Here is a 24,568-nt window from a genome sequence, read left to right as displayed (position 1 = left end):
TTCAGCTTTTCAACTGAAAGCTTCACCCTGTACCCGCTCGGCCACCGGCCTATAAATTAAGTTGCAGCTTTATAACGGATTTTAGACAGCTCGTATTACATTTTTTTGAAGCGATCCGTCACAATTTAACTCATGTACATCCCGCCGTTCACCGGGATTGTAGCCCCAGTCACGTATGCCGCACCGTCGGATGCCAGGAAAGTGACCACATTCGCGATCTCTTGAGCCTGGCCCAGACGGCCCAGCGGAATCTGCGTCAGCAAGGCTTCACGCTGTGCTTGGGGCAGTTCGCGGGTCATATCGGTGTCGATGAACCCTGGGGCCACCGAGTTGACCGTAATCGACCGCGAACCGACTTCACGCGCCAGTGCCCGACTGAAACCTTCCAGACCGGCCTTGGCGGCTGCATAGTTTACTTGGCCTGCGTTGCCCATGGCACCCACTACAGAGCCAATATTGATAATTCGACCCCAACGCGCCTTGGTCATGCCACGCAAAACGCCCTTGGACAGGCGAAACAGACTGTTCAGGTTGGTATCGACCACGTCGTACCACTCGTCGTCTTTCATGCGCATCATCAGGTTATCGCGGGTGATACCGGCGTTATTCACCAGGATCGCGGGCGCGCCAAACTGTGCAGTGATGGCAGCCAGCACGGCGGCGACGGATTCATCATTGGTCACATTCAATTCAAGACCGGTGCCTTCAACGCCGTTTTCCTTGAGGGTCGCGGCGATACGCTCGGCGCCCGAGGCGGACGTGGCGGTACCGATCACAACGGCGCCCTGACGGCCCAGTTCCAGGGCGATCGCCTGGCCAATGCCGCGGCTTGCGCCGGTAACCAATGCAACTTTACCTTGCAGACTCATGCAGGCTTCTCCTAAGTAAGGGATTCAGGCCAGTGCCGCGCGAGCGGCAGCGAAGGCTTCAGGGGTATTGAGGTTAGCGGTCGACACGCCATCGGCGCAGCGCTTGTTGAGGCCTGCCAGGACTTTGCCCGGGCCGCACTCGACCAGCTCGGTGGCGCCGTTGGCAGCCAGGGCCTGGACCGATTCAACCCAGCGCACCGGTTTGTAGAGCTGCTCCAGCAGATCACGCTTGAGGGTTTCGAGGTCGGCGGCAACGGCCGCGCTGACGTTCTGCACCAACGGGATCTGCGGCGCCTGCCAATTGATCGCAGCAATGGACTCGGCAAAGCGCTCGGCCGCCGGACGCATCAGCTCGCAGTGCGAAGGCACGCTCACCGGCAACGGCAACGCACGCTTGGCGCCACGGGCCTTGCAGCCTTCGATGGCACGCTCGACAGCTGCCTTGGCACCGGCGATCACCACCTGGCCAGGGGAATTGAAGTTCACCGCGCTGACCACTTCGCCCTGGGCCGCTTCGGCACAGGCTTCGATCACCACCGCGTCGTCCAGGCCCAGGATAGCGGCCATGCCGCCCTGCCCCGCCGGAACAGCGTCCTGCATCAGTTGGCCACGACGCTCGACCAGCTTGACCGCCTCACCCAGGGTCAGGCTACCGGCGGCAACCAGGGCGCTGTATTCGCCCAGGCTGTGACCGGCAACGAATGCCGGACGCGCACCACCTTCGGCCAGCCACAAGCGCCACAGGGCGATCGAAGCGGTCAGGATGGCCGGTTGGGTTTTATCGGTTTGATTGAGTTGCTCTTCCGGCCCTTGCTGGGTCAGCGCCCACAGGTCGTAACCCAGGGCATCGGAAGCTTCCTTGAAGGTGTCCAGGATCAGCGGGTATTGCGCGCCCAGCTCGGCCAGCATGCCGAGGGACTGCGAACCCTGCCCTGGAAAGACGAATGCGAGGGATGTAGACATTTAACAAGCCCCTAAATGATCGGGTCGTCGGAAATAGTCGCTCCCGATCTTAAAATGAATGATGGGAGCGCACGAAACTGACAGATTGGATGGTCAATTGAACTGGCCGGTCACATTTAAGCACTCTCGGGCCGATTCGCCTAAGGCAACAGGTCCTCAAGACGGCCGTGCAAGCGTTGCGGCAGGTTTTCCTGGATCTCGATCAAGGCCCGCGCAATCGCACTCTGGAAGCCTTCCACACCGGCCGCGCCATGGCTTTTCACCACAATGCCCTGCAACCCCAGGAAACTCGCACCGTTATGCCGCGCCGGGGCCAGGTCGGCCTGCAGGCGACGCATCAACGGCAGCGCCAGCAAACCGACCAGCCGCGAGGCCAGATTCCGCCTGAACAATGCCTCGATGCGCGTGGCGATCATGGTCGCCAGGCCCTCACTGGATTTGAGCAGGATATTGCCGACAAACCCGTCACACACCACCACATCGGCCTCGCCCCGGTACAAACCGTCACCTTCGACAAAACCGATGTAGTTCAAGCCTCGCGCGCCCTGCAGCAAGGTGGCGGCGAGCTTGACTTGCTGGTTGCCCTTGATGTCTTCGGTGCCGATATTGAGCAAAGCCACCCGCGGACGGGCGACACCCAGCGCTTCGGCGGCCACCGAGCCCATCACGGCAAATTGAAACAGGTGCTCGGCGCTGCAATCGACGTTCGCCCCCAGGTCCAGCAGCTGGCAATAGCCTTTCTGCGTCGGAATCGCCGCCACCATCGCCGGCCGGTCAATCCCCGGCAGTGTCTTGAGCACATGCCGCGACAACGCCATCAAGGCCCCGGTATTGCCGGCGCTGACGCAGGCTTGCACCTTGCCGTCACGCAATAATTCCAACGCCACGCGCATGGAGGAGTCGGGTTTGCCGCGCAGGGCCGTCGCCGGTTTTTCATCCATGGTGATGGTTTCGCTGGCCGGCGTAATCGTCAGGCGCGCGCGATCCACAACCGGATGGCTGGCAATCAGTGCTTCAAGAAGGGAGGGTTGACCGACGAGGATCAGGTGCAGCGAGGGTGTTGCAGACAGGCTGGCAATGCAGGCCTGAACAATGCTGCGGGGACCGAAGTCCCCGCCCATTGCGTCAATCGCGATGACTTGAGCAGACAAGTGATTACTCGTCAGCGCCCTTGTCGATCACTTTACGGCCACGGTATACGCCTTCTGGCGATACGTGGTGACGCAGGTGAACTTCACCAGTGGTCTTTTCCACGGACAGGGTGCTAGCCTCGAGAGCGTCGTGCGAACGGCGCATGTCACGGGCGGAGCGGGATTTTTTGTTCTGCTGAACAGCCATAATTGATTAACTCCTAAACGTTTGGGTCACGCTTTAACTGCGCCAATACACTGAACGGGTTGGACCGCGTTACCTCGTCCTCGCTCGGCTCGGCCTCGTCATCGAGACCCTCCGGCTGCTGGCATTCTTCCGGATGATGAGCAGGCACAATGGGCAAGGCGAGCAAAAGCTCCTCCTCGATCAGTGCATGCAGATCCAATGGATCTTCGCCCAGTTCCAGCACGTCATAACCTTTCGGCAACGACTGGGTATTCGCACCCTCTTTCACCACAGCATAACTGCATTCGCTGTGGATCGGCAGGGTGACCAGCTCAAGACAACGCTGGCAAACCATTTTGACTTCGGTGTCGATAACGCTGTGGATTACCACAGATTTACGTTCATCTCGTTCAAAAACGAATTTGGCCTGCACCGTACCGACAGTGTCGGAAAGCGGGTCGCAGAGTCTCTCCAAATCGGCCAGCAGCACTTCACCTTGGAGGGTGGTGCCACGATCAGCCAATTTGCGCGGGTCAACGTGAGGTGGAATCGGGTCATTCAACATAGGCGCAGCATTATAGGGATGCACCCGGCCATGTCAAAGGAAATTCAGCCCTGTGCGTCAGCCGGTCGCCCCGCTAGAATCCGCAGCGGCTTTAAGGAGATGCCCATGCTGCCTTTATTACTTGCTTCCAGCTCGGTTTATCGCCGGGAATTGCTCAGCCGCCTGCACCTGCCGTTCATCTGCAGCTCGCCGGATATCGACGAAAGCCACCTGGCCAACGAGCCCGCCGAGGCGCTGGTCAGGCGCCTGGCCGAAGAGAAGGCCCGTGCGCTTGCCGCCAGCCACCCAGGGCACCTGATCATCGGCTCCGATCAGGTCGCCACACTGCAAGGCCGGATCATCGGCAAGCCTCACACCTTCGAGAACGCCCGCGAGCAACTGCTGGCGGCCAGCGGCCAGCGCGTGAGCTTCCTCACCGGGCTGGCGCTGCTCAACAGCGAGACGGGGCACTGCCAGGTCGACTGCATCCCTTTTACCGTGCATATGCGCGAGCTGGATGCGGCGCGTATCGAGCGTTACCTGCGGATCGAGCAGCCCTATGACTGCGCAGGCAGCTTCAAGGCCGAGGGGCTCGGCGTGAGCCTGTTTCAGAGCACCGAAGGCCCGGATGCGACCAGCCTCGTCGGTTTACCTCTGATTCGACTGGTGGATATGCTACTGAGCGAAGGCGTGCAGATCCCTTAAGCCCGCCCCTCCCACATTTGATCTACAGCAGGCTTGAGCTATCAGCGCAGGCTCGGACCCTGGAAGCCCATGTAAAGGGCTAGCTTCTCGGCCACGCTGGCACCAAGTTTTTTGGAAAACCGATCAAACGGCGATTCCTCAACCGTGAAATCCACCAGGTCTTTTTCGCCAATCACATCCCGCGCCACCGAACTGGCACTGCCCAGGCCATCGATCAAACCCAGCGGCAATGCCTGCTCACCCGACCAGATCAGGCCGGAAAACAGCTCGGGATGCTCCTTATCCTTCAGGCGATCGCCACGGCCCTGCTTCACGCTGGCGATGAACTGGCGGTGGGTGGTATCGAGCACGCCCTGCCAGAACTGGGTTTCATCCGCCTTTTGCGGCTGGAACGGGTCCAGGAACGCCTTATGCTCGCCCGAGGTGTAGGTGCGACGCTCCACTCCCAGCTTTTCCATGGTGCCGACAAAGCCGTAACCGGCCGCCGTCACACCAATGGAGCCCACCAGACTGGCCTTGTCGGCGTAGATCTGGTCAGCGGCGCTGGCGATGTAATAGGCACCCGAGGCGCCCAGGTCGGAAATTACCGCATACAGCTTGATATCCGGGTGCAGCCCGCGCAGACGGCGAATCTCGTCATACACATAACCCGACTGCACCGGACTGCCGCCCGGGCTGTTGATACGCAGGATCACGCCCTTGACCTTAGGGTCCTCGAACGCGGCACGCAGGCTGCCGACGATGTTGTCGGCGCTGGCTGGCTCCTTGTCGGCAATCACCCCACGCACCTCGATCAAGGCGGTGTAGTGGGCGCCACGGGTCGCGCTTTTTTCCATGTCCATCAGCGGACTGAACAGCGCCAGCATGAGCAACAGGTAAGTAAAGGTCAGCAGCTTGAAGAAAATTCCCCAGCGCCGTGCGCGGCGCTGCTCCTGGACGCTGGCCAGGAGAGTTTTCTCCAGCAGCTGCCAGCTTTTGCCATCACCGCTTTCAGCCTTTTCGGGCGCTTTCCAGTCGTCACTCATGTGTCATCAACCCCAGCTAATACTTATCGGGCCCGACTGAGCCAGGCCTGCAATTGCGAAAAATGATCGATCGTGACCCTGGGCTCATAAGACTGCAACGCCTCGGCAGACTGCGCCCCATAGCTGACCGCGACACTGTCCATGCCCGCATTGCGCGCCATCATCAGGTCAAAAGACGCATCCCCCACCATCAATGCCTGGCGCGGCGACGCACCGCAATGGGCCAGGATCTGCTCCAGCATCAGAGGGTGAGGCTTGCTGGCAGTTTCATCGGCCGCACGGGTGATATCGAAATAGTCTTCCCAGCCATGCGCCTTGAGCACCCGATCCAGCCCCCGACGCGCCTTTCCAGTGGCGACCGCCAACTGATAGCCATCGGCACGAAACGCCTCCAGCGATTGCACCACACCGTCGAACAACGGCGAAGGCTCGGCCTCCAGCGCAATGTAGTGATCGGCGTAGTGCTCACGGAACGCGACCAGCTCATCGTCGGCGATCTGCGGGTAAAGGGTGCGAATCGCTTCGGGCAAGCCCAGGCCGATAATGCCTTTGACCGCCAGGTCGCTGCACAACTGCAAGCCTGAGCGAGTCGACGCCACGTGCATCGACTCGACGATGCGGCCAATGGAATTGGCCAGGGTGCCGTCCCAGTCGAAAATCAGCAGTTTGTATTCAGGGTGCGACACTCAGGCGCTCCACGGTCTTGGCCCACATTTCATCGACCGGCGCCTGCAGCTTCAATTCGCCACCATCGGGCAGCGGCACGGTCAGCATGTAGGCGTGCAGGAACAGGCGCTTGCCGCCCAGATCGCGGATCTCCTTGGAGAAACCCTCGTCACCGTATTTGGTATCGCCCGCAATGCAGTGACCCGCATGCAAGGTGTGCACGCGAATCTGGTGGGTGCGCCCGGTCACCGGCTTGGCCTCGACCATCGTCGCAAAGTCACCGAAGCGGCGCAGCACTTTGAACAGGGTCAGGGCCTCTTTGCCCTCCTCGTCCACCTCAACCATGCGCTCGCCGGAACGCAGGTTGCTCTTCTGCAGCGGCGCGCGAACGCTTTTGATCGAGCTGGCCCAGTTGCCGCGTACCAGCGCCATGTAGCGCTTGTCCACGCCATCGCCACGCAGGGCGGTGTGCAAGTGGCGCAACATGCTGCGTTTCTTGGCGATCATCAGCAGGCCGGAAGTGTCACGGTCCAGGCGGTGCACAAGCTCAAGTTCCTTGGCATCGGGGCGCAACTGACGAAACGCTTCGATCACCCCGAAGTTAAGACCGCTGCCGCCGTGAACCGCAATGCCGCACGGCTTGTTGATCACGATCAACTTGTTGTCTTCGAAGACAATCGACGCTTCCAGGCGTTGCAGCAGGCCCTGGGCCAGCGGCACGGGCTCATCGCGCTCAGGCACGCGCACCGGCGGCACACGGACGATATCGCCCGCCTGCAGCTTGTACTCGGGCTTGATCCGCCCCTTGTTCACGCGCACTTCGCCTTTACGCAAGATGCGATAAATCAAGGTCTTGGGCACGCCTTTGAGCCTGGCCAGGAGAAAATTGTCGATGCGTTGGCCGGCATATTCCGGCGAGACCTCAAGCAGCTGGACGCTGGGGGTCGGGGGGGCGGTAGTCGTCATGGCGGCGATGATAACAATTTTTTATGGAATTGAAGCACTTAATCATTGCTGCTATAGTCGCGAACGCCGCCAAAAGCGGCCTGGACAGAGGACTAGCGGCAAACTGCCGGCCCTGACCATCGCAATTCATCAGGACGCGAGGCCGTCCTACGGGGCTTTGGCCACCTTGGAAGGCTCAGGATTGTAACAAGCGCAGGTGACATGAGGCCTGAAGCGAGTGCAAGAAGCAGAGTGAATACTCGTCTTTTGCGCCGATATTTACGGCCAGTTCACAAAGTGCAGTCAGCCTTGAGCCAGACCATGGCGAATGCTTCGGAAACAACGCCTGTTAAGAGCTGAGTGAGAGCGCAACCGCCCGCATTCAGTCTTGTTTAGCCATGAGCGTGGACTCCCCATTGGAGAACACGGTAAATGCCAACCCGCTGCGGATTCTGCGCGCGGCAGCACCCGAATTATCAGGGATACGTGTAGGGTGGAGATGCACAACCGTCGGACCGTGTAGCACTAGGCTTATATTTAGACGCTTCATCTCGTCCACAGTCGCCGGTTGATTCCTCCTCCTGACCTTAGCTTTTGTTGAAGTGGTGCCTTTGTCACCACCGCTAACAAGCAGGACGCGTCCGTCGCGATACCGCCCCAATTGGCGAGTTATTGCTGGACACTGGAGTGGCCAACCACTCTTGACGCACCTGACACCGACCGTGAGAAGTCGTGTGTGCCGAACGCCGTTTCCGGCAGCCCGGAAACCGACGGTACAACATGAAAAGAATGCTGATTAACGCAACTCAACCCGAAGAGTTGCGTGTTGCACTGGTAGATGGCCAACGCCTCTACGACCTGGACATCGAATCCGGTGCACGCGAGCAAAAGAAGGCCAACATCTATAAAGGCCGTATTACTCGCATCGAACCAAGCCTTGAGGCTGCCTTTGTCGATTTCGGCTCCGAGCGCCACGGCTTCCTGCCCCTCAAAGAAATCTCCCGCGAATACTTCAAGAAAGCCCCCGAAGGCCGCGTGAACATCAAGGACGTCCTGAGCGAAGGCCAGGAAGTCATCGTCCAGGTCGAAAAAGAAGAACGTGGCAACAAGGGCGCCGCCCTGACCACCTTCATCAGCCTCGCCGGTCGTTACCTGGTGCTGATGCCGAACAACCCACGTGCCGGCGGCATTTCCCGTCGCATCGAAGGCGAAGAGCGCAACGAACTGCGCGAAGCGCTGAACGGTCTGATTGCACCGGCCGACATGGGCCTGATCGTGCGCACCGCCGGCCTGGGCCGCAGCAGCGAAGAAATGCAGTGGGACCTCGACTACCTGCTGCAGCTGTGGACCGCCATCAAAGAAGCCTCGCTGGATCGTTCCGCGCCATTCCTGATCTACCAGGAAAGCAACGTGATCATCCGCGCTATCCGCGATTATCTGCGCCAGGACATCGGCGAAGTGCTGATCGACAGCGTTGAAGCCCAGGACGAAGCCCTGACCTTCATCCGCCAGGTGATGCCGCAGTACGCCAGCAAGATCAAGCTGTACGAAGACAGCGTTCCGCTGTTCAACCGTTTCCAGATCGAAAGCCAGATCGAGACCGCCTTCCAGCGCGTGGTCGAACTGCCTTCCGGCGGCTCCATCGTGATCGACCCGACCGAGGCCCTGGTGTCCATCGACATCAACTCGGCACGCGCCACGAAGGGTAGCGACATCGAAGAAACCGCCCTGCAGACCAACCTGGAAGCGGCTGAAGAAATCGCCCGCCAGCTGCGCCTGCGTGATATCGGCGGCCTGATCGTGATCGACTTCATCGACATGACCCCGGCCAAGAACCAGCGCGCCGTGGAAGAAAAAGTCCGTGAATGCCTGGAAGCCGACCGCGCCCGCGTGCAAGTCGGTCGCATCTCGCGCTTCGGCCTGCTGGAAATGTCCCGCCAGCGCCTGCGTCCATCCCTGGGCGAAAGCAGCGGCATCGTCTGCCCGCGTTGCAACGGCACCGGCATCATCCGTGACGTTGAATCGCTGTCCCTGGCGATCCTGCGCCTGATCGAAGAAGAAGCCCTGAAAGACCGCACCGCCGAGGTTCGCGCGCAAGTGCCGATCCCGGTTGCCGCGTTCCTGCTCAACGAAAAACGCAACTCGATCACCAAGATCGAACTGCGCACCCGTGCCCGTATCGTGATTCTGCCGAACGATCACCTGGAAACACCGCACTTCGAAGTGCAGCGCCTGCGTGATGACAGCCCGGAAGCCCACAGCGGCCAGTCCAGCTATGAAATCGCCGCGGCCGCCGCCGAAGTGGAAGAAGTCCAGCCAGCCGCCGCAACCCGCACCCTGGTTCGCCAGGAAGCGGCCGTGAAGACCGCACCTGCCCGTGCCAACGCACCGATGCCGGTTGAACCTGCGGCGCCGGTTGCCGCGCCGGCCGCCCTGCCTGAGCCAAGCCTGTTCAAGGGCCTGGTGAAGTCGCTGGTCAGCCTGTTCGCCACCAAGGAAGAGCCCGCAGCGCCGGTCGTGGTTGAAAAACCTGCTACCGAACGCCCGGCGCGCAACGAAGAACGTCGCAACGGTCGCCAGCAGAGCCGAAACCGCAACGGTCGTCGTGACGAAGAGCGCAAGCCGCGCGAAGAGCGTGCACCTCGCGAAGAACGCGCGCCACGTGAAGAGCGTGCACCTCGCGAAGCCCGTGAAGAGACCCCGGCCGTAGCCCGTGAAGAACGCGCACCGCGTGAAGAGCGCGCACCACGTACCCCACGCGCCCCGCGTGAAGATCGCAAGCCACGTGGCGAGCGTGAAGAACGCGTGCGTGAACTGCGCGAGCCGCTGGACGCAGCGCCAGCTGTTGCCGCTGCCGCCGCCGTGGCCACCGAAGAACGCCCGGCTCGCCAGCCGCGTGAAGAACGTGCGCCACGCGAGGAACGCCAACCACGCGCTCCGCGTGAAGAGCGTCAACCACGCGCAGAGCAAGCCGCTGCCGCCAGCGAAGAAGAAGTACTGACCGGCGAAGAGCAACTGCAGGAAGACGGGCAGGAAGGCGCCGAAGGCGATCGTCCACGCCGCCGCTCCCGTGGCCAGCGTCGTCGCAGCAACCGTCGTGAGCGTCAGCGTGATGCCAACGGCAATGTGATCGAAGGTTCGGAAGAAGCCGGCGAGAGCACAGAAACTCAAGCCAACGAACCGACTGGCGCCGAACTGGCTGCCGGCCTGGCCGTGACCGCCGCCGTTGCCAGCTCGGTCATCAGCGCACCTGCCGAAGCCCAGGCTCACGAGCAGGCTGAACGCGCCACTGCGGCTGTCGAAGAAAGCGCCGTTGTCGAAACACCTGCCGCCCAAACCCCAGAGGTTGAAGCGCCGGCTGTTGAAGCGCCAGTCGTGGAAGCACCGGTTGTCGAGGCCACTACCCCAATCGAAGCCCCAGTGGTTCCGGATGTGGAAGTGACCCAGGCACCTGAAGCGCAACCGGAAGTGGAAGTGGCCGCTGCTGAACCGGCCCCTGTGGTTGAGCCTCAGCCAGTGGTGGAAGCCGTTGTGGAAGCAGAAGCAGCCCCGCAAGTGCGAGAAGTTCGTGAAGAACAGACCGCCTTCCAATGGACTGCCGAACCCACCGCTCCGGTTGAAGCGCCCGCCCCTGCCCCTGTGGTAGAAGAAGCGCCAACACCGGTTGTTGATGTCGTGGTTGCCGAACCTGCGCCAGTGGTTGAGCCGGCTCCGGTCGTTGAACCAGTGCCTGTGGTTGAAGCGCCGGTGGTTGCCGAAGTTGTCGCGCCAGTGGTTGAAGCCGCACCGGCCAGCGCCCTGACCGAAAACGGTCGCGCACCGAACGACCCACGTGAAGTGCGTCGTCGTCGCAAGGAAGCTGAAGCCGCGGCTGCAGCTGCTGCACAGGAAACAGAAGCACGAGACTAAACCCCTCGTGCGATTCCAGCAGTGACTAAAAAGCCCCGCCTGAGTGATCAGGCGGGGCTTTTTCTTGCAAAAAATTCAAACACACCGTCCCTCCCGCCATTCAGTCCGCGCTGAACGCCAACCGCCGCGGCACATCCACATCCCACAGCACGCCGGGATCATCCACCTGCACGTCCCGCACCTGCGCCTGTGAAAACAAAGGCTTCGCGCCACGATCCCCGGTCAACGCCATCAACTTCGGCCCCAATACACGACCGAAAGCCACCGGATGCCCATACTGCCCGGCATACACCGGCACGGTGATGTCTGCCGGATCGGCCAGCACACGCTCGATGGTCGAGGATCGAATAAACGGCATATCCCCCAGCAGCACCAGCCAGCCGTCTGCCGAAGCACTGGCCGCAACGGCTGCGGCGATGCTGTGGCCCATACCGGCCGATTCCAGCAGCAGAACCTGGCAACCATGCACCTGGGCCAATCGAATCACCTCCAGGCGCTCCGGCGAGGTCACCAACCACCGCCGCACGATACTGCCCGGCAGATTCACCAGTACCTGTTCGATCACCGGCCGCGTCACGCCGTCCCGACCTACGCAGGGCGCGAGCAATTTATCCTGATCAGCCCCCGCCTCGGCACGAAACCGGCTCCCCTGCCCCGCCGCCAGCACAATCGCCGTCACCGTCACTCAGCAGCTACCGGCAGCGGCTTTTTCTGCATTGGCGCGACGCCGTTCTTGATCGCGACGATTTCCGCCATCAACGACAACGCAATCTCCGCCGGCGTATGGCTGCCGATATGCAAGCCAATCGGCCCATGCAAACGTGCAATCGCCTCGGCCGACAACCCCAGCGCGGCCAGGGTTTGCCGGCGTTTCTGAGTATTGACCCGCGACCCCAGCGCGCCAATGTAGAAAGCCCTGGAATTCAACGCCGTCAACAACGCCATATCGTCCAGGCGCGGGTCGTGGGTCAGGCAGACGATGGCCGTGCGTTCGTCGGTCTGGACCGTGAGCACCGCTTCATCGGGCATGCCCGGCACGAAGCGGCCGTGCTGTTCTTCCCAGCCGTAGACGAACTCTTCGCGTGGATCACAGATAAGCACTTCGAAATCCAGCAGGCGCGCCATCTCCGCCACGTAACGCGACAGCTGCCCCGCACCGATCAACAGCAGGCGCCAGCGTGGGCCATAGATGGCACGCAGGCACTCACCGTCGAAGCTCACCACATCGGTCTTGCTTGCGTCGCTCAGCGTCACCTCGCCCGTGGCCAGGTTCAGCTCACGCGCGACGACCTGATGATTCTCACAGCGCGCCAGCAGCGCCTCGACCCAAGCCCAATCGTCCACACGCTCTTCGGTCAGGCGCAGGGTGCCGCCGCAGGGCAGGCCAAACCGCGCCGCCTCATCACGCGTTACGCCGTAGGTCACCAGTTGCACGGGCGGGCCGTCAGCGGGCAAGCGGCCATCCTGCAGTCGGGCAATCAAGTCATCTTCGATGCAACCGCCCGACACCGAGCCGATCACCACGCCGTCACCGCGCAGGGCCAGCATCGCTCCCGGCGGGCGCGGCGCGCTGCCCCAGGTCTGCACCACGCTGTACAACATCACACGCTGCCCGGCGCGACGCCATTCCAGCACGCTGCGCAGGACATTCAGATCCACACTGTCCATCAGGCCTCCCACAAGCAATGTCGTGCCCACTGTAAACCAAAAAAAACCCAAGTTCCCCGCCACAAAAGCAAACGCCCCGAACCAGTCGGGGCGCTTGCGGATAACTGTCAGCGTGCATTCACGCCATCAGCGACTTACTTGACAGTAGGTGCAGGGCCTTCGGCCACGCCCAGGTCGTCGATTTCGCGGGTTTCGGAGATACCGGTACCGCCGGACGCCAGCTCGCTTTGCAGCTTGTCGGTGTCCAGTTCCTTGACCCACTTGGCCACAACGATGGTGGCAACGGCGTTACCCACCAGGTTGGTCAGCGCACGGGCCTCGGACATGAAACGGTCGATACCCAGGATCAGCGCCAGACCGGCAACCGGCAGGTGGCCGACAGCCGACAGGGTCGCAGCCAGTACGATGAAACCACTGCCGGTCACGCCAGCAGCGCCTTTGGAGGACAGCAGCAGCACCAGCAGCAGCGTGATCTGGTGGGTGATGTCCATGTGGGTGTCAGTGGCCTGAGCGATGAACACGGCCGCCATGGTCAGGTAGATCGAGGTACCGTCGAGGTTGAACGAGTAGCCGGTCGGAATGACCAGGCCGACGACGGATTTTTTCGCGCCCAGACGCTCCATCTTGATCAGCATGCGTGGCAGTGCGGATTCCGAAGACGAAGTCCCCAGCACGATCAGCAGCTCTTCACGGATGTAGCGGATCAGCTTCAACACGCTGAAGCCATGCGCGCGGCAGATGGCGCCAAGCACCACGACCACGAACAGAATGCAGGTGATGTAGAAGCAGATCATCAGCTGGCCCAACTGCACCAGCGAACCCACACCGTAGGCACCGATGGTGAACGCCATGGCACCCAGGGCACCGATCGGCGCGAGCTTCATGATCATGTTGATGATGTTGAACATCACGTGGGCGAAGCGATCGATGAAGTCCAGCACCGGCTTGCCGTAGGCACCCAGGCGGTGCAGGGCGAAACCGAAGATCACCGAGAACATCAACACTTGCAGGATATCGCCGTTGGCGAACGCGCCGACGATGGTGTTAGGGATCACATTGAGGATAAAGCCGACGATGCTCTGGTCTTTACCGGCGGTCACGTAGGCCGCGACTTTGGAGGCGTCCAGCGTCGCCACATCGATGTGCATGCCGGCGCCCGGTTGCACGACGTTCACGACAACCAGGCCGATCAGCAGGGCAATGGTGGACACGATTTCGAAGTAGAGCAGCGCGTAGCCGCCGGTTTTGCCCACCGATTTCATGCTTTGCATGCCGGCGATGCCGCTGACAACGGTGCAGAAGATGATCGGGGCGATGACCATTTTGATCAGTTTGATAAACCCGTCACCCAGCGGCTTGAGGGCCACGCCGGTCTGGGGGTAGAAGTGACCGAGCAAAATACCGATAACGATTGCGACGATCACCTGGAAATACAGGGATTTGTAGAGTGGCTGACGAGTCGTCATTGCAAAGTTCCTCAATCGTCCCGTGTGGCAAATATCCGCCATTGCCCACGACACTTGAATTGCGAACCCTCCTGCACTGGAGGGATTTGTTGTTTGCGAGGACTGTGCTCCAGGCCTGCGCTGTAGTCCTTATCGCAAACGTCGTGCCACTTTGCGCAAAAACGCTAAAGGCCTTTAGGCATCAGGGTTGGCGGTTTCCAGGCACCCTCCCATGCGCCAAGTCAGGTGGCGGATTTCCGCCCACTCACCCAATCCCGTCCTACAATTTGGCGGATATCCGCCTTGTCGCCCGCTCCCGCTGGTGACTACCATCCGCCACTTCATGGACCGGGGGCCTCGCATGCGTGAACGTACCATCGCCAGTCACTATGCCCGAGCCGCACTCGGCGGTGCGCGTCGGGCCGGTTACGATGCTTCGGGCCTGTTGCAACAGGTGGGCATCACACCGGAACTGCTGGCCGAACCCCGCGCCCGCATCGCTCCGGAACAATTTACCCGGCTGCTGCAACTGCTCTGGCTGGGGCTGGACGACGAATACATGGGGTTCGCCGATGGCCCGAGCAAACGCGGCACCTTCGCCATGATGTGCCACGCGCTGATCCACTGCCGCACCCTGGAGAAAGCACTGGAGCGCGGCTTGTTATTTTATAGCCTATTCCCGCAAGGCCCGCGCTGGCAGCTGACACGCGAAGGCGATATGGCCCGCCTGAGCCTGGATGACTCGCCATTGTGGGACCCGGACCACTTCCTCAGCGAATGCCTGCTGGTGATCTGGCATCGCCTGGGCAGTTGGTTGATCGGCCAGCGCATCCGTCTGCACCAGGCCACGTTCAGTTACCCGATGCCGGCCCACGCCAGTGAATATGACCTGCTGTTTCCCTGCACCCTGGTGTTCGGTGCGCCGAACACCAGCCTTGTGTTTCCCGCGCGCTACCTGAGCCTGCCGCTGTTGCAGGATGAACGCACCCTCAAGCACTTCCTCGAACGCTCCCCCGCCGACTTGCTCGCGCGCCCGGACGAAGGCGACAGCTTGAGCAGCCAGATACGCCGCTTGCTCAGCCGCGACCACACGCCCTGGCCGGACCTGGAAGCCATCGCCCAGCACCTTCATATCAGCCCGCAGACCCTGCGACGACATTTGCGCGAAGAAGGCAGCAGTTTTCAGGCGCTCAAGGATGAGCTGCGGCGAGATATCGCCATCTATCATTTGGGCCGTGCGCACGTGTCACTGCAGGCCATCGCCGAGCAGTTGGGATTTTCCGAGCCGTCAGCGTTTCATCGGGCGTTCAAGAAGTGGACGGGGCTGACGCCGGGAGCCTACAGAGCGCAGGAGCGTTAAAGATGTGTCGTCTGGCCGGGCCTCATCGGGGGCAAGCCCCCGATGAGACCATTACAGCCAATAAGGATCAAACAGCCGGAAAATGAATCCTGAACGCCGCCCCACCCAAAGGTGAATCCCCCAGGGTCAGCCGTGCCCCGTAGCTTTCGATAATATCCTTGACCACCGCCAGCCCGATCCCCTGCCCTGGATGCTGACGGTCCAGCCGCTCACCGCGCTGCAGAATCCGCGCGCGCTGATCCGGCGGTACGCCGGGGCCGTCATCCTCGATGCACAACTCGATGCCTTCAAGGTTTTCCACCAGGCTGACGCGCACTTCGCTCAGGCACAGGCGGTAGGCGTTTTCCAGCAGGTTGCCGAGCAATTCGAGCAAGGCGCCCTTCTCGATCGGCACATCACATTCCTGCGGCAAGTCAAAAAACACCGAAACGCCCTTGTCGCGGTACACCTTGTCCAGCGTATCGCACAGGCTTTGCACCACCGGTTCCAGGCGCACCTGGTGGCGCACCAGGCCGCTTTTGCGCAGGCTGGCACGCTGCAACTGGTAGCTGATCTGCTGGCTCATGCGTTCGATCTGCGCTTGCAGCACCCACGCCTGATCGCGGTCTTCGGGGCGCTGGGCCATGTCTTCGCTCACGCCCTGCAACACGGCAAGCGGGGTTTTCAGGCTGTGGGCCAGGTCGTCGAGGGAGTCGCGGTAGCGCGCCCGTTGTTCACGCTCGCTGTGCAACAGGCGGTTGAGGGAACCGGTGAGGCGCAGCAATTCACGAGGATGTTGCTCGGAGAGACTTTCACGGGTCCCTCCCTCGATCTGGTCCAGCTCCTGGCTCAAACGCCGCAGGGCTTGCAGCCCCCAGGTCAGGCCCAGCCACAGCAAGGTCAGCAGCACCAGCAACGCCGCGCCGAAACCCAAATAGAGGTTTTCGCGCAGGCCTTCGAGGGTCAACTGGTATTCGCGCACCGGTTGCAGGGCCACGATGCTGAATGCAGCGCTCTTGCCGCCGAGCAACCGCACCTCGACGTCATAGACGAAGAATTCCTGACCGTCGGCCTCACGGATTCGCGCAAACTCATTGCCGCGACCGTCATAGCGCGGTTTGTAGTTGATGTTTTCTTCACGGGTCGCGCGCGAGCGCCACACCAAGTGCCCTTCACGGTCGTAGATATAACCGAGCAGCCGGCTGTCGGCGAGGTTGAAGCGCTCGTCCGGCAATTGCGCCGGCATCAGCAGGCGGTTGTTTTCGACCCGTGCGGCGGAAATCAGGGTGGTCACGTCCGACGCCAGGCGCTGCTCGATTGAATCCTGCAGCGCCAGGCTGAACGCGCCTTGCATCGCGGGCAACAAGCCCAGCATAAACAGCACGGCCAGGGTGGCGGCCGCCAGCATCAAGCGCACGCGTAACGAGCGAATCAACGGCAGCGCTCATTGAACAGGTAGCCCAGGCCGCGCACGGTGTCGATCGGCTTGAACCCGGACGGCCCCTCCAGCTTGCGACGCAGGCGGCCGACCAGTACTTCAATGACATTCGGATCACGCTCGTCGTCATCGGGGTAGAGCTGCTCCATCAAGCGGTCCTTGGCGACGACCTGCTGATGATGGCGCATCAGGTATTCAAGGATGCGGTATTCGTAGGCGGTCAACGCCAGCGGCTCTTCGTCGAGGGACGCCTGCTTGCGGTTGAGGTCCAGCAGCAACGGCCCGGCGACGATGGTCGACTGGGTGAAACCGCTGGAGCGACGCAGCAAGGCGTTCATCCGCGCCTCCAGCTCTTCGAACTGGAACGGCTTGACCACATAGTCGTCGGCGCCGGCGGCCAGGCCCTCAACCTTGTCCTGCCAGTTACCGCGCGCGGTGAGGATCAGGATCGGGAACGTCTTGGCCTGGGTGCGCAACTGGCGGATCAGGTCCAGGCCGCCCATGCCGGGCAGGCCCAGGTCGATGATCGCCAGGTCGTGGTTGAATTGGCCGGTCTGGTACAGGGCCTCTTCGGCATTGGCCACGGCCTCGACCACATGGCCGCTGTCGGTCAGGCGGGTAAACAGGTGATGACGCAGCAGCGCCTCATCTTCCACCACCAGCAATTTCATAAGGCTCTCCAAAGCAGATCAACTGTCCGACAGAGGGACATCATAGCGGCCCTGCAGGTCTTGCGGGCGCAGTTTAATGCCATTGAACTGACCCGTCAGGTGTTCATAACCGACGCGGTAGGTTGGCTGCGAGGTCGTGAGGCCCAGGGATTGACCCCAAGGCATGGGCTGACTGCCAGCATCTTCGAAGCTCACACGCTGGATCAGGCTACTGGTTTTCTTGGTTTTCTCCCTGCCGAACTCGGCGAAGGCACCTTCCGAGGCCTGGGCCCCGGCGGTGGCGCTGAGCAGGGTCAAGGCCAACATCAGCTTTTTGATCGCAGTCATGGTGTGTTACCTCATACGCGTTTGGGCTGTTGCGACCAGCCTACGCAAACGCCCCTGAACTCCCCCTGAACGGGCGCCCAAGCGCTGTGGGCTATCCGCAGGCGCCTCAACTCGGCAAAATACCGCCCATGACGCCCCTACCCGCTTGCTGCACCCCACTCGACGCCCACTGGCCATTGCCCGAACCTTTGCCTGGCACAGTGTTTCTCAGCACCCGCTTCGACCCGGCCTTATTAACCGCAGGGGACTTCCAGCGCAGCGCCGTGCCGCCACCGGCCAGCATCCAGCGCTCGGTGGCCAAGCGTCAGGCCGAGTTTCTCGCCGGCCGAGTCTGTGCTCGCGCGGCACTGCAACAGCTCGATCACCTGGACTGCATCCCCGCGATCGGCGAAGACCGTGCACCGGTGTGGCCCTTGCACATCAGTGGTTCGATCACCCACAGCACCGGGCATGCCGCCGCGATTGTCGGGCACAAGGCGCAGTGGCGCGGGCTGGGGATGGACCTTGAAAATGTACTGACACTGGAACGGGCGGAGCGCCTGGCCGGCGAAATCCTCACCGCCGATGAGCTGCTGCGCATGGCCTGCGTGCCGCGTGAGCAGATCGCGCGGCTGGTGACGTTGACGTTTTCGGTCAAGGAAAGCCTGTTCAAGGCGCTGTATCCGATTGTGCGGAAGCGCTTTTACTTTGAGCATGCCGAGGTGCTGGAGTGGTCCGACACCGGTCACGTGCGGTTGCGGTTGCTGACGGACCTGTCTGCCGAGTGGTGCCATGGCAAGGAGTTGGTGGGGCAGTTTGCGGTGGATGGGGAGCAGTTGTTGAGCCTGGTGGCGGTCGGTGCTTGATAGACCGCCATCGGGCGGTGTCAGGGTTTCTCTTGATCCCTGGGCCAACTCAGGCTGAAGCAAGCCCCGCCCAGATTATTGCTCTTGCCGATCAACGCCCGCCCGCCATGCCAGTAAATAATCCGCCGCACAATCGACAAGCCCAGGCCATGCCCGCCGGAGGCGCGGGTGCGGCTGTCATCGAGGCGCAGGAACGGCGTGAAAATTCGCTCCCAGGCACTCTCCGGCACGCCGGGGCCGTCGTCTTCCACATCGATGCGGCAGCGCACCTGCCCCACTTGATAGCTGATCAGCACCTGCCCCTGGGCGTGACGCATGGCGTTGCTCACCAGGTTTTGCAGGGCCCGATGCAGGTAGCGCGGCTCGGCGTCAACCCAGGCGTCGTCCCAGTGGGCCGATGACAGGCAAATACCCCGGGCGACCGTCACCTGTGGCCGCAGTGGCGACAATTCGCCGATGACCTGATCGAGCAATGCATCAAGGTCGACCCGCTGGAAATCCAGCGCCGGCGCGCCCTGCTCCAGCCTTGCATAGGTGAGCATTTCATCCACCAGGCCGTCGAGGTCCTGGATATCGTTGTCCATGCCTTCAAGGTACTTGCGCCGCGCCTCGGGGGTGGCGGCGTCGCCGATCATCTCCAGGCCGAAACGCAGGCGCGCCACGGGGGTGCGCAGTTCGTGGGACACCGCGCGCACCAATTCACGCTGGATCGCCAGCAATTGCTGCAAGTGCTCGGCCATGCCATTGAACGCCGCCGCCAAACGCCCGACAGAATCAGCGCCTCGGGCCGGTACGCGCACTTCCAGGTTGCCTTTGGCGATACGCGTGGCGGCGGCTTCCAGGCCGCGCAGCCGGCGCTCCAACTGACGCACCAATAGATAGACGATCAACCCGATGAGAGTCAGGCCGATCAAGGCGATCAGGATCAGCCATTGCGGCGGGTACGGGTTCATCTGATACAGCGGGCCGAGCTCCAGCACCCAGGGCGTGCCGACCATGCCGGCGAACACGCGGATCGAATCGCCGCCCTTGCCCAGGGCCATCACGGTGTCGCCTTCCGCCACGCGCCGACGTTGATCCTCATCCATATCGGCCTGGTCGAGCGTCAACAAATGCATGTCGAACCCAAACCCCTTGGCGTCCTTTATATCGGCCAGGCGTTGCGGCTGCTCAGCCATGGGAAAGCGCACCAATTCGTCGGCCAACAGGTAAATCGTCGCACGGGCCAGTTGTTCGCTGATCTGTTGCACTTCGCCGGTGAGCACCCACGGTTCCTTATCGCTGACCAGACGCAACACGCGCGCGGCGTGGGGGCCCGTCTGCTCCACCAGCACCTGGCCACGTTGCAGGCGGGTACGCTGCGACAGGTCCAACTGCGCATCGGTGAGGGTGCGCAACTCCAGGGGAATCCCCAGCAAACGTTCCCATACCGCCAACGCGCGCTGGCGTTCGATGGCACTCATGGGCTGCAGGTTGTCGCCCATCAAGGCGAAGGTGCCGTGGGCCAGGCGCTCGCGATACTGTCCACTGCGCACTTCGTTGAGCAAGTGCAGCGCCAGTACGCCGAGCAACGCCACCAGGATCAGCGCCGCGCACATGCCGCCGTAGATGCGCAGGAAGATCGAGTTCACAGGGGCATGTCGGCGGCGGCTTCGGGGACGAACAGGTAGCCTTTGCTGCGGATGGTCTTGATCAGCCGCGGGTGGATCGGGTCGTCGCCGATTTTGGGGCGAATACGCGAGATGCGCACATCAATGGAGCGGTCCTGGCCGTCATAGCCGATGCCGCGCAAGGCGATAAAGATTTCTTCGCGGGACAGGATGCGCCCGGCGTTTGCCACCAGCAGCCATAAAAGATCGAATTCGGCGCTGGTCAATTCGATGCCGCCGTCGTGCAGCCAGGCTTCGCGCAAAGCGTTGTCCACCACCAACGGGCCGAATTGCAGGCGGCGCAGCTGTTCCACCGCCGCAGGCTCGGTCGGCTCACTGCGCCGCAACAATGCCTGGATGCGCGCCAGCAACAGCCGTGGACGCACGGGTTTGCACACATAGTCGTCGGCGCCCAGGTCCAGGCCCAGCACCTGGTCCATGTCGTCGGTGCGCGCGGTCAGCATCAGGATCACGCCGTCATAGCGCTCGCGCACCTTGCGGCAGATGCTCAGGCCGTCTTCGCCGGGCAGCATCAGGTCGAGGATCACCAGGTCCGGCTGCTCGGCGATGATCCGCGCGGCGGCCAGGGCGCCGTCACCTTCGACCGACACGCACAGGCCGTTGCTCTCCAGGTACTCGCGAGTCAACTCGGCCAATCGCTCGTCGTCCTCGACGATCAGTATTTGCCAGGCTTCTTGCTCCATGCGCTGTCCTCATTGTTATAAGCATTCTTTTGGCCAGCGCGTTCGAATGTGGGAGGGGCGGTGCGACGATTCGACTTGCTCCCTCCCACATTTTGATCTTCACCAGGCATACCCTGTCTGTCATGTTTTGAGGGCATAACAAGGGTCGATTGTAGCCATGTCCCAACCCTTGCGCACAAGCCGGGAAATCCATTCGGTGATCGCATTTTTTTGTGATAGGGTTCGCGCCCTTCGAAATTCGCCGGGCTGTTTGGTCCTTGGAACATTTAGTGACAAACGGCGCAATCCAGCAGTCATGCGGCCTACACGGTAGTTCTACCTTTCATACACATTTTACTCACAGCGTTATCCACAGGTTAGTGCGTTGCTAAGGCGTCCAAAACGCATTATCTTGTAGCTCGGCGACAACAGAGACCCTACATGTAGGGTTTTCGAGCAAATTGCCCAACCACACAAGTGGCACGAAATTCAAGCGTTTTATTGCTGGCACAGCGTGGAACCAATCGATTTTCAGTAGACCAAACCGCTCACGCGGATGGCACCTGTTTCTCCATCCCGATATGGAAAACGGTACGGGTGTTGCAGGACCAGCCTGGCACTCGCAATCAAATATAGAACGTGGAGACAACCCCCCATGCAAACCGACACAACTCGCGAGAACCCGCAGGGCTCCGTGCCGCAGGCCGCTGATTCGAATATGGATCTGTCCGCCACCGCACCTGGTCAACTGCGCGTGATCAAGCGCAACGGCACTGTCGTTCCTTACACCGATGACAAAATCACCGTCGCCATCACCAAAGCGTTCCTTGCAGTTGAAGGCGGCAACGCTGCCGCTTCGTCGCGCATCCACGACACCGTTGCCCGTCTGACCGAACAAGTCACCGCCACCTTCAAACGTCGCATGCCATCGGGCGGCACCATCCACATCGAAGAAATCCAGGACCAGGTCGAACTGGCCCTGATGCGTGCCGGCGAGCAGAAAGTCGCCCGTGACTACGTGATCTACCGCGACTCGCGCGCCAAGGAGCGTGCCGTGCACGCCCCGGCCGCCGAAGCCGTGCAAGCTCACCCATCGATCCGTATCACCCTGGCCGACGGCAGCTTTGCGCCGCTGGACCTGGGCCGCCTGAACACCATCATCACCGAGGCCTGCGAAGGCCTGGAAGAAGTCGACGGTGACCTGATCCAGCGCGAAACCCTGAAGAACCTGTACGACGGCGTGGCCCTGACCGACGTCAACACCGCCCTGGTGATGACCGCCCGTACCCTGGTGGAGCGTGAGCCGAACTACTCGTTCGTCACCGCGCGCCTGCTGATGGACACCCTGCGCGCCGAAGGCCTGGGCTTCCTCGGCGTGGCCGACAGCGCCACCCACCACGAAATGGCCGACCTGTACGCCAAGGCCCTGCCTGCCTACATCGCCAAGGGTATCGAATTCGAATTGCTGAACCCGGTCCTGGCCACCTTCGACCTGGAAAAACTCGGCAAGGCGATCAACCACGAGCGTGACCAGCAGTTCACCTACCTGGGCCTGCAAACCCTGTACGACCGTTACTTCATCCACAAGGACGGCATCCGCTTCGAACTGCCGCAGGTGTTCTTCATGCGCGTGGCCATGGGCCTGGCGATCGAAGAGAAGCACAAGGAAGACCGTGCGATCGAGTTCTACAACCTGCTGTCGTCCTTCGACTACATGTCGTCGACCCCGACGCTGTTCAACGCCGGCACCCTGCGTCCACAGCTGTCGAGCTGCTACCTGACCACCGTGCCGGATGACCTGTCGGGCATCTATCACGCGATCCACGACAACGCCATGCTGTCCAAATTCGCCGGTGGCCTGGGTAACGACTGGACGCCGGTTCGTGCGTTGGGTTCGTACATCAAGGGCACCAACGGCAAGTCCCAGGGCGTCGTACCCTTCCTCAAAGTCGTGAACGACACCGCCGTAGCGGTCAACCAGGGCGGCAAGCGCAAAGGCGCGGTGTGTGCCTACCTGGAAACCTGGCACATGGACATTGAAGAGTTCATCGAGCTGCGCAAGAACACCGGTGATGACCGTCGTCGTACCCACGACATGAACACCGCCAACTGGATCCCCGACCTGTTCATGAAGCGCGTCTTCGATGACGGCCAATGGACCCTGTTCTCGCCTTCCGAAGTGCCGGACCTGCACGACCTGACCGGCAAGGCCTTCGAAGAGCGCTACGAGTACTACGAGGCCCTGGCCCAGTACCCTGGCAAGATCAAGCTGTTCAAGACCATCCAGGCCAAAGACCTGTGGCGCAAAATGCTCTCCATGCTGTTCGAAACCGGCCACCCATGGTTGACCTTCAAGGACCCATGCAACCTGCGCAGCCCGCAGCAGCACGTGGGCGTGGTCCACAGCTCGAACCTGTGCACCGAGATCACCTTGAACACCAACAAGGACGAGATCGCCGTTTGCAACCTGGGCTCGATCAACCTGCCGAACCACATCGTCAACGGCAAGCTGGACACCGCCAAGCTGGAACGCACCGTCAACACCGCAGTTCGCATGCTTGATAACGTGATCGACATCAACTACTACTCGGTGCCGCAGGCGCAGAACTCCAACTTCAAGCACCGTCCGGTCGGTCTGGGCATCATGGGCTTCCAGGACGCTTTGTACCTGCAGCACATTCCGTACGGTTCGGATGCGGCGGTCGAGTTCGCCGACAAGTCCATGGAAGCGGTCAGCTACTACGCGATCCAGGCGTCCTGCGACCTGGCCGACGAGCGCGGCGCCTACGAGACGTTCCAGGGCTCGCTGTGGTCCAAGGGCATCCTGCCGCTGGATTCGCAACAGATCCTGATCGAGCAGCGTGGCCAGAAGTACATCGACGTTGACCTGAACGAAACCCTGGACTGGGCGCCGGTACGTGCCCGTGTGCAGAAAGGTATTCGTAACTCCAACATCATGGCCATCGCACCGACCGCGACCATCGCCAACATCACTGGCGTGTCGCAGTCGATCGAACCGACCTACCAGAACCTGTATGTGAAATCGAACCTGTCGGGCGAATTCACCGTGATCAACCCGTACCTGGTTCGCGACCTGAAAGCCCGTGGCCTGTGGGACTCGGTGATGATCAACGACCTCAAGTACTACGACGGTTCCGTGCAGCAGATCGAGCGCATCCCGCAAGAGCTCAAAGAGCTCTACGCGACTGCGTTCGAAGTGGACACCAAGTGGATTGTTGACGCCGCCAGCCGTCGTCAGAAGTGGATCGACCAGGCGCAGTCCCTGAACCTGTACATCGCCGGCGCTTCGGGCAAGAAGCTCGACGTGACCTACCGCATGGCTTGGTACCGTGGCCTGAAAACCACTTATTACCTCCGTGCCCTGGCCGCGACCAGCACCGAGAAGTCGACCATCAACACCGGTAAGCTGAACGCTGTATCCAGCGGCAACCACGGTGATGATTCGGTCCTGGCTGCTCCAGCCGGTCCGGCGCCAGTACCAAAAGCCTGCGCGATTGACGAGCCGGATTGCGAAGCTTGCCAATAAGCTGAGCGGATTG

Annotated in this window: 21 protein-coding genes; 5 read left to right on the top strand and 16 right to left on the bottom strand. The window is 61.5% G+C overall.

Annotated elements, in window-relative coordinates; translation table 11 throughout:
- Nucleotides 1-125: 125 nt before the first annotated feature.
- The 5 genes from fabG to V6M90_RS29225 all read right to left on the bottom strand — a co-directional run bounded on the left by fabG (nt 126) and on the right by V6M90_RS29225 (nt 3,714).
- Complete coding sequence (gene fabG, locus V6M90_RS29245) at nt 126-869, bottom strand: 3-oxoacyl-ACP reductase FabG (RefSeq protein WP_003175608.1); 744 nt, start codon at nt 867-869, stop codon at nt 126-128.
- 24 nt (nt 870-893) lie between these two features.
- A complete protein-coding gene (gene fabD / locus V6M90_RS29240; RefSeq protein WP_003175609.1) occupies nt 894-1,832 on the bottom strand; it encodes an ACP S-malonyltransferase in 939 nt (312 codons plus the stop codon).
- 140 nt (nt 1,833-1,972) lie between these two features.
- Nucleotides 1,973-2,983 (bottom strand): phosphate acyltransferase PlsX, encoded by a 1,011-nt coding sequence (plsX, locus tag V6M90_RS29235; RefSeq protein ID WP_332847619.1) that lies wholly within the window; start codon nt 2,981-2,983, stop codon nt 1,973-1,975.
- Nucleotides 2,984-2,987: 4 nt separating this feature from the next.
- Nucleotides 2,988-3,170 carry a 50S ribosomal protein L32 gene (rpmF, locus tag V6M90_RS29230; protein WP_003179396.1) on the bottom strand — a complete coding sequence of 61 codons (183 nt, stop codon included), beginning with the start codon at nt 3,168-3,170 and terminating at the stop codon, nt 2,988-2,990.
- Nucleotides 3,171-3,183: 13 nt separating this feature from the next.
- Nucleotides 3,184-3,714, bottom strand: a complete 531-nt coding sequence (locus V6M90_RS29225) for a YceD family protein (RefSeq protein WP_003175611.1) — start codon at nt 3,712-3,714, stop codon at nt 3,184-3,186.
- 105 nt (nt 3,715-3,819) lie between these two features.
- On the opposite strand from V6M90_RS29225, the gene V6M90_RS29220 reads away from it, so the two are divergent.
- A complete protein-coding gene (locus V6M90_RS29220) occupies nt 3,820-4,398 on the top strand; it encodes a Maf family protein (protein ID WP_003175612.1) in 579 nt (192 codons plus the stop codon).
- Nucleotides 4,399-4,439: 41 nt separating this feature from the next.
- Here V6M90_RS29220 and V6M90_RS29215 read toward each other — a convergent pair whose 3' ends face one another.
- Genes V6M90_RS29215 through rluC form a run of 3 tightly spaced genes read right to left on the bottom strand, consistent with a single transcriptional unit; the run spans nt 4,440 to nt 7,055 of the window.
- Entirely contained in the window at nt 4,440-5,423 is a 984-nt protein-coding gene (locus tag V6M90_RS29215) for a S49 family peptidase (protein ID WP_003175613.1), read from the bottom strand.
- Between the two features lie 23 nt (nt 5,424-5,446).
- On the bottom strand, nt 5,447-6,109 hold the full coding sequence (locus V6M90_RS29210) for an HAD-IA family hydrolase (RefSeq protein WP_003175614.1): 663 nt from the start codon (nt 6,107-6,109) through the stop codon (nt 5,447-5,449).
- A complete protein-coding gene (gene rluC / locus V6M90_RS29205; protein ID WP_003175615.1) occupies nt 6,096-7,055 on the bottom strand; it encodes a 23S rRNA pseudouridine(955/2504/2580) synthase RluC in 960 nt (319 codons plus the stop codon). The genes V6M90_RS29210 and rluC overlap by 14 nt, the downstream gene beginning before the upstream one ends.
- 759 nt (nt 7,056-7,814) lie before the next feature.
- Here rluC and rne point away from each other — a divergent pair.
- Complete coding sequence (rne, locus tag V6M90_RS29200; RefSeq protein ID WP_332847618.1) at nt 7,815-10,943, top strand: ribonuclease E; 3,129 nt, start codon at nt 7,815-7,817, stop codon at nt 10,941-10,943.
- A gap of 100 nt (nt 10,944-11,043) precedes the next feature.
- Here the strand turns inward: rne and V6M90_RS29195 are convergent, their stop codons facing one another.
- The 3 genes from V6M90_RS29195 to V6M90_RS29185 all read right to left on the bottom strand — a co-directional run bounded on the left by V6M90_RS29195 (nt 11,044) and on the right by V6M90_RS29185 (nt 14,077).
- Nucleotides 11,044-11,628 (bottom strand): nucleotidyltransferase family protein, encoded by a 585-nt coding sequence (locus V6M90_RS29195; RefSeq protein ID WP_332847617.1) that lies wholly within the window; start codon nt 11,626-11,628, stop codon nt 11,044-11,046.
- Nucleotides 11,625-12,611 carry an XdhC family protein gene (locus V6M90_RS29190; RefSeq protein WP_332847616.1) on the bottom strand — a complete coding sequence of 329 codons (987 nt, stop codon included), beginning with the start codon at nt 12,609-12,611 and terminating at the stop codon, nt 11,625-11,627. The genes V6M90_RS29195 and V6M90_RS29190 overlap by 4 nt, the downstream gene beginning before the upstream one ends.
- Nucleotides 12,612-12,745: 134 nt before the next feature.
- Complete coding sequence (locus V6M90_RS29185; RefSeq protein WP_003175619.1) at nt 12,746-14,077, bottom strand: dicarboxylate/amino acid:cation symporter; 1,332 nt, start codon at nt 14,075-14,077, stop codon at nt 12,746-12,748.
- A 340-nt stretch (nt 14,078-14,417) separates the two neighbouring features.
- Here V6M90_RS29185 and V6M90_RS29180 point away from each other — a divergent pair, with 340 nt between their 5' ends.
- Complete coding sequence (locus V6M90_RS29180; RefSeq protein ID WP_332847615.1) at nt 14,418-15,416, top strand: AraC family transcriptional regulator; 999 nt, start codon at nt 14,418-14,420, stop codon at nt 15,414-15,416.
- 67 nt (nt 15,417-15,483) lie between these two features.
- On the opposite strand, the gene V6M90_RS29175 is transcribed toward V6M90_RS29180, so the two are convergent.
- Genes V6M90_RS29175 through V6M90_RS29165 form a run of 3 tightly spaced genes read right to left on the bottom strand, consistent with a single transcriptional unit; the run spans nt 15,484 to nt 17,831 of the window.
- Nucleotides 15,484-16,830, bottom strand: a complete 1,347-nt coding sequence (locus V6M90_RS29175; RefSeq protein ID WP_003175621.1) for an ATP-binding protein — start codon at nt 16,828-16,830, stop codon at nt 15,484-15,486.
- On the bottom strand, nt 16,827-17,504 hold the full coding sequence (locus V6M90_RS29170) for a response regulator (protein WP_003175622.1): 678 nt from the start codon (nt 17,502-17,504) through the stop codon (nt 16,827-16,829). Before V6M90_RS29170 ends, V6M90_RS29175 begins: the two co-directional genes overlap by 4 nt.
- An 18-nt stretch (nt 17,505-17,522) precedes the next feature.
- The gene (locus V6M90_RS29165) at nt 17,523-17,831 is read right to left on the bottom strand and encodes a hypothetical protein (protein ID WP_078825768.1); all 309 of its coding nucleotides are present in this window, start codon (nt 17,829-17,831) and stop codon (nt 17,523-17,525) included.
- Between the two features lie 128 nt (nt 17,832-17,959).
- On the opposite strand from V6M90_RS29165, the gene V6M90_RS29160 reads away from it, so the two are divergent.
- Entirely contained in the window at nt 17,960-18,676 is a 717-nt protein-coding gene (locus V6M90_RS29160; protein WP_332847614.1) for a 4'-phosphopantetheinyl transferase family protein, read from the top strand.
- A 20-nt stretch (nt 18,677-18,696) separates the two neighbouring features.
- On the opposite strand, the gene V6M90_RS29155 is transcribed toward V6M90_RS29160, so the two are convergent.
- Both V6M90_RS29155 and V6M90_RS29150 read right to left on the bottom strand, forming a co-directional pair.
- On the bottom strand, nt 18,697-20,307 hold the full coding sequence (locus V6M90_RS29155; protein WP_003175625.1) for an ATP-binding protein: 1,611 nt from the start codon (nt 20,305-20,307) through the stop codon (nt 18,697-18,699).
- On the bottom strand, nt 20,304-21,029 hold the full coding sequence (locus V6M90_RS29150) for a response regulator (protein WP_003175626.1): 726 nt from the start codon (nt 21,027-21,029) through the stop codon (nt 20,304-20,306). Before V6M90_RS29150 ends, V6M90_RS29155 begins: the two co-directional genes overlap by 4 nt.
- A 634-nt stretch (nt 21,030-21,663) precedes the next feature.
- On the opposite strand from V6M90_RS29150, the gene V6M90_RS29145 reads away from it, so the two are divergent.
- Complete coding sequence (locus tag V6M90_RS29145) at nt 21,664-24,555, top strand: ribonucleoside-diphosphate reductase subunit alpha (RefSeq protein ID WP_003175627.1); 2,892 nt, start codon at nt 21,664-21,666, stop codon at nt 24,553-24,555.
- Nucleotides 24,556-24,568 lie beyond the last annotated feature (13 nt).

This window comes from Pseudomonas lactucae, from assembly GCF_036688725.1.
Taxonomy (GTDB): Bacteria; Pseudomonadota; Gammaproteobacteria; order Pseudomonadales; family Pseudomonadaceae; genus Aquipseudomonas; species Aquipseudomonas lactucae.
Note: the sequence above shows the minus strand (reverse complement) of the source record. Positions and strands in the feature narration are given on the sequence as shown.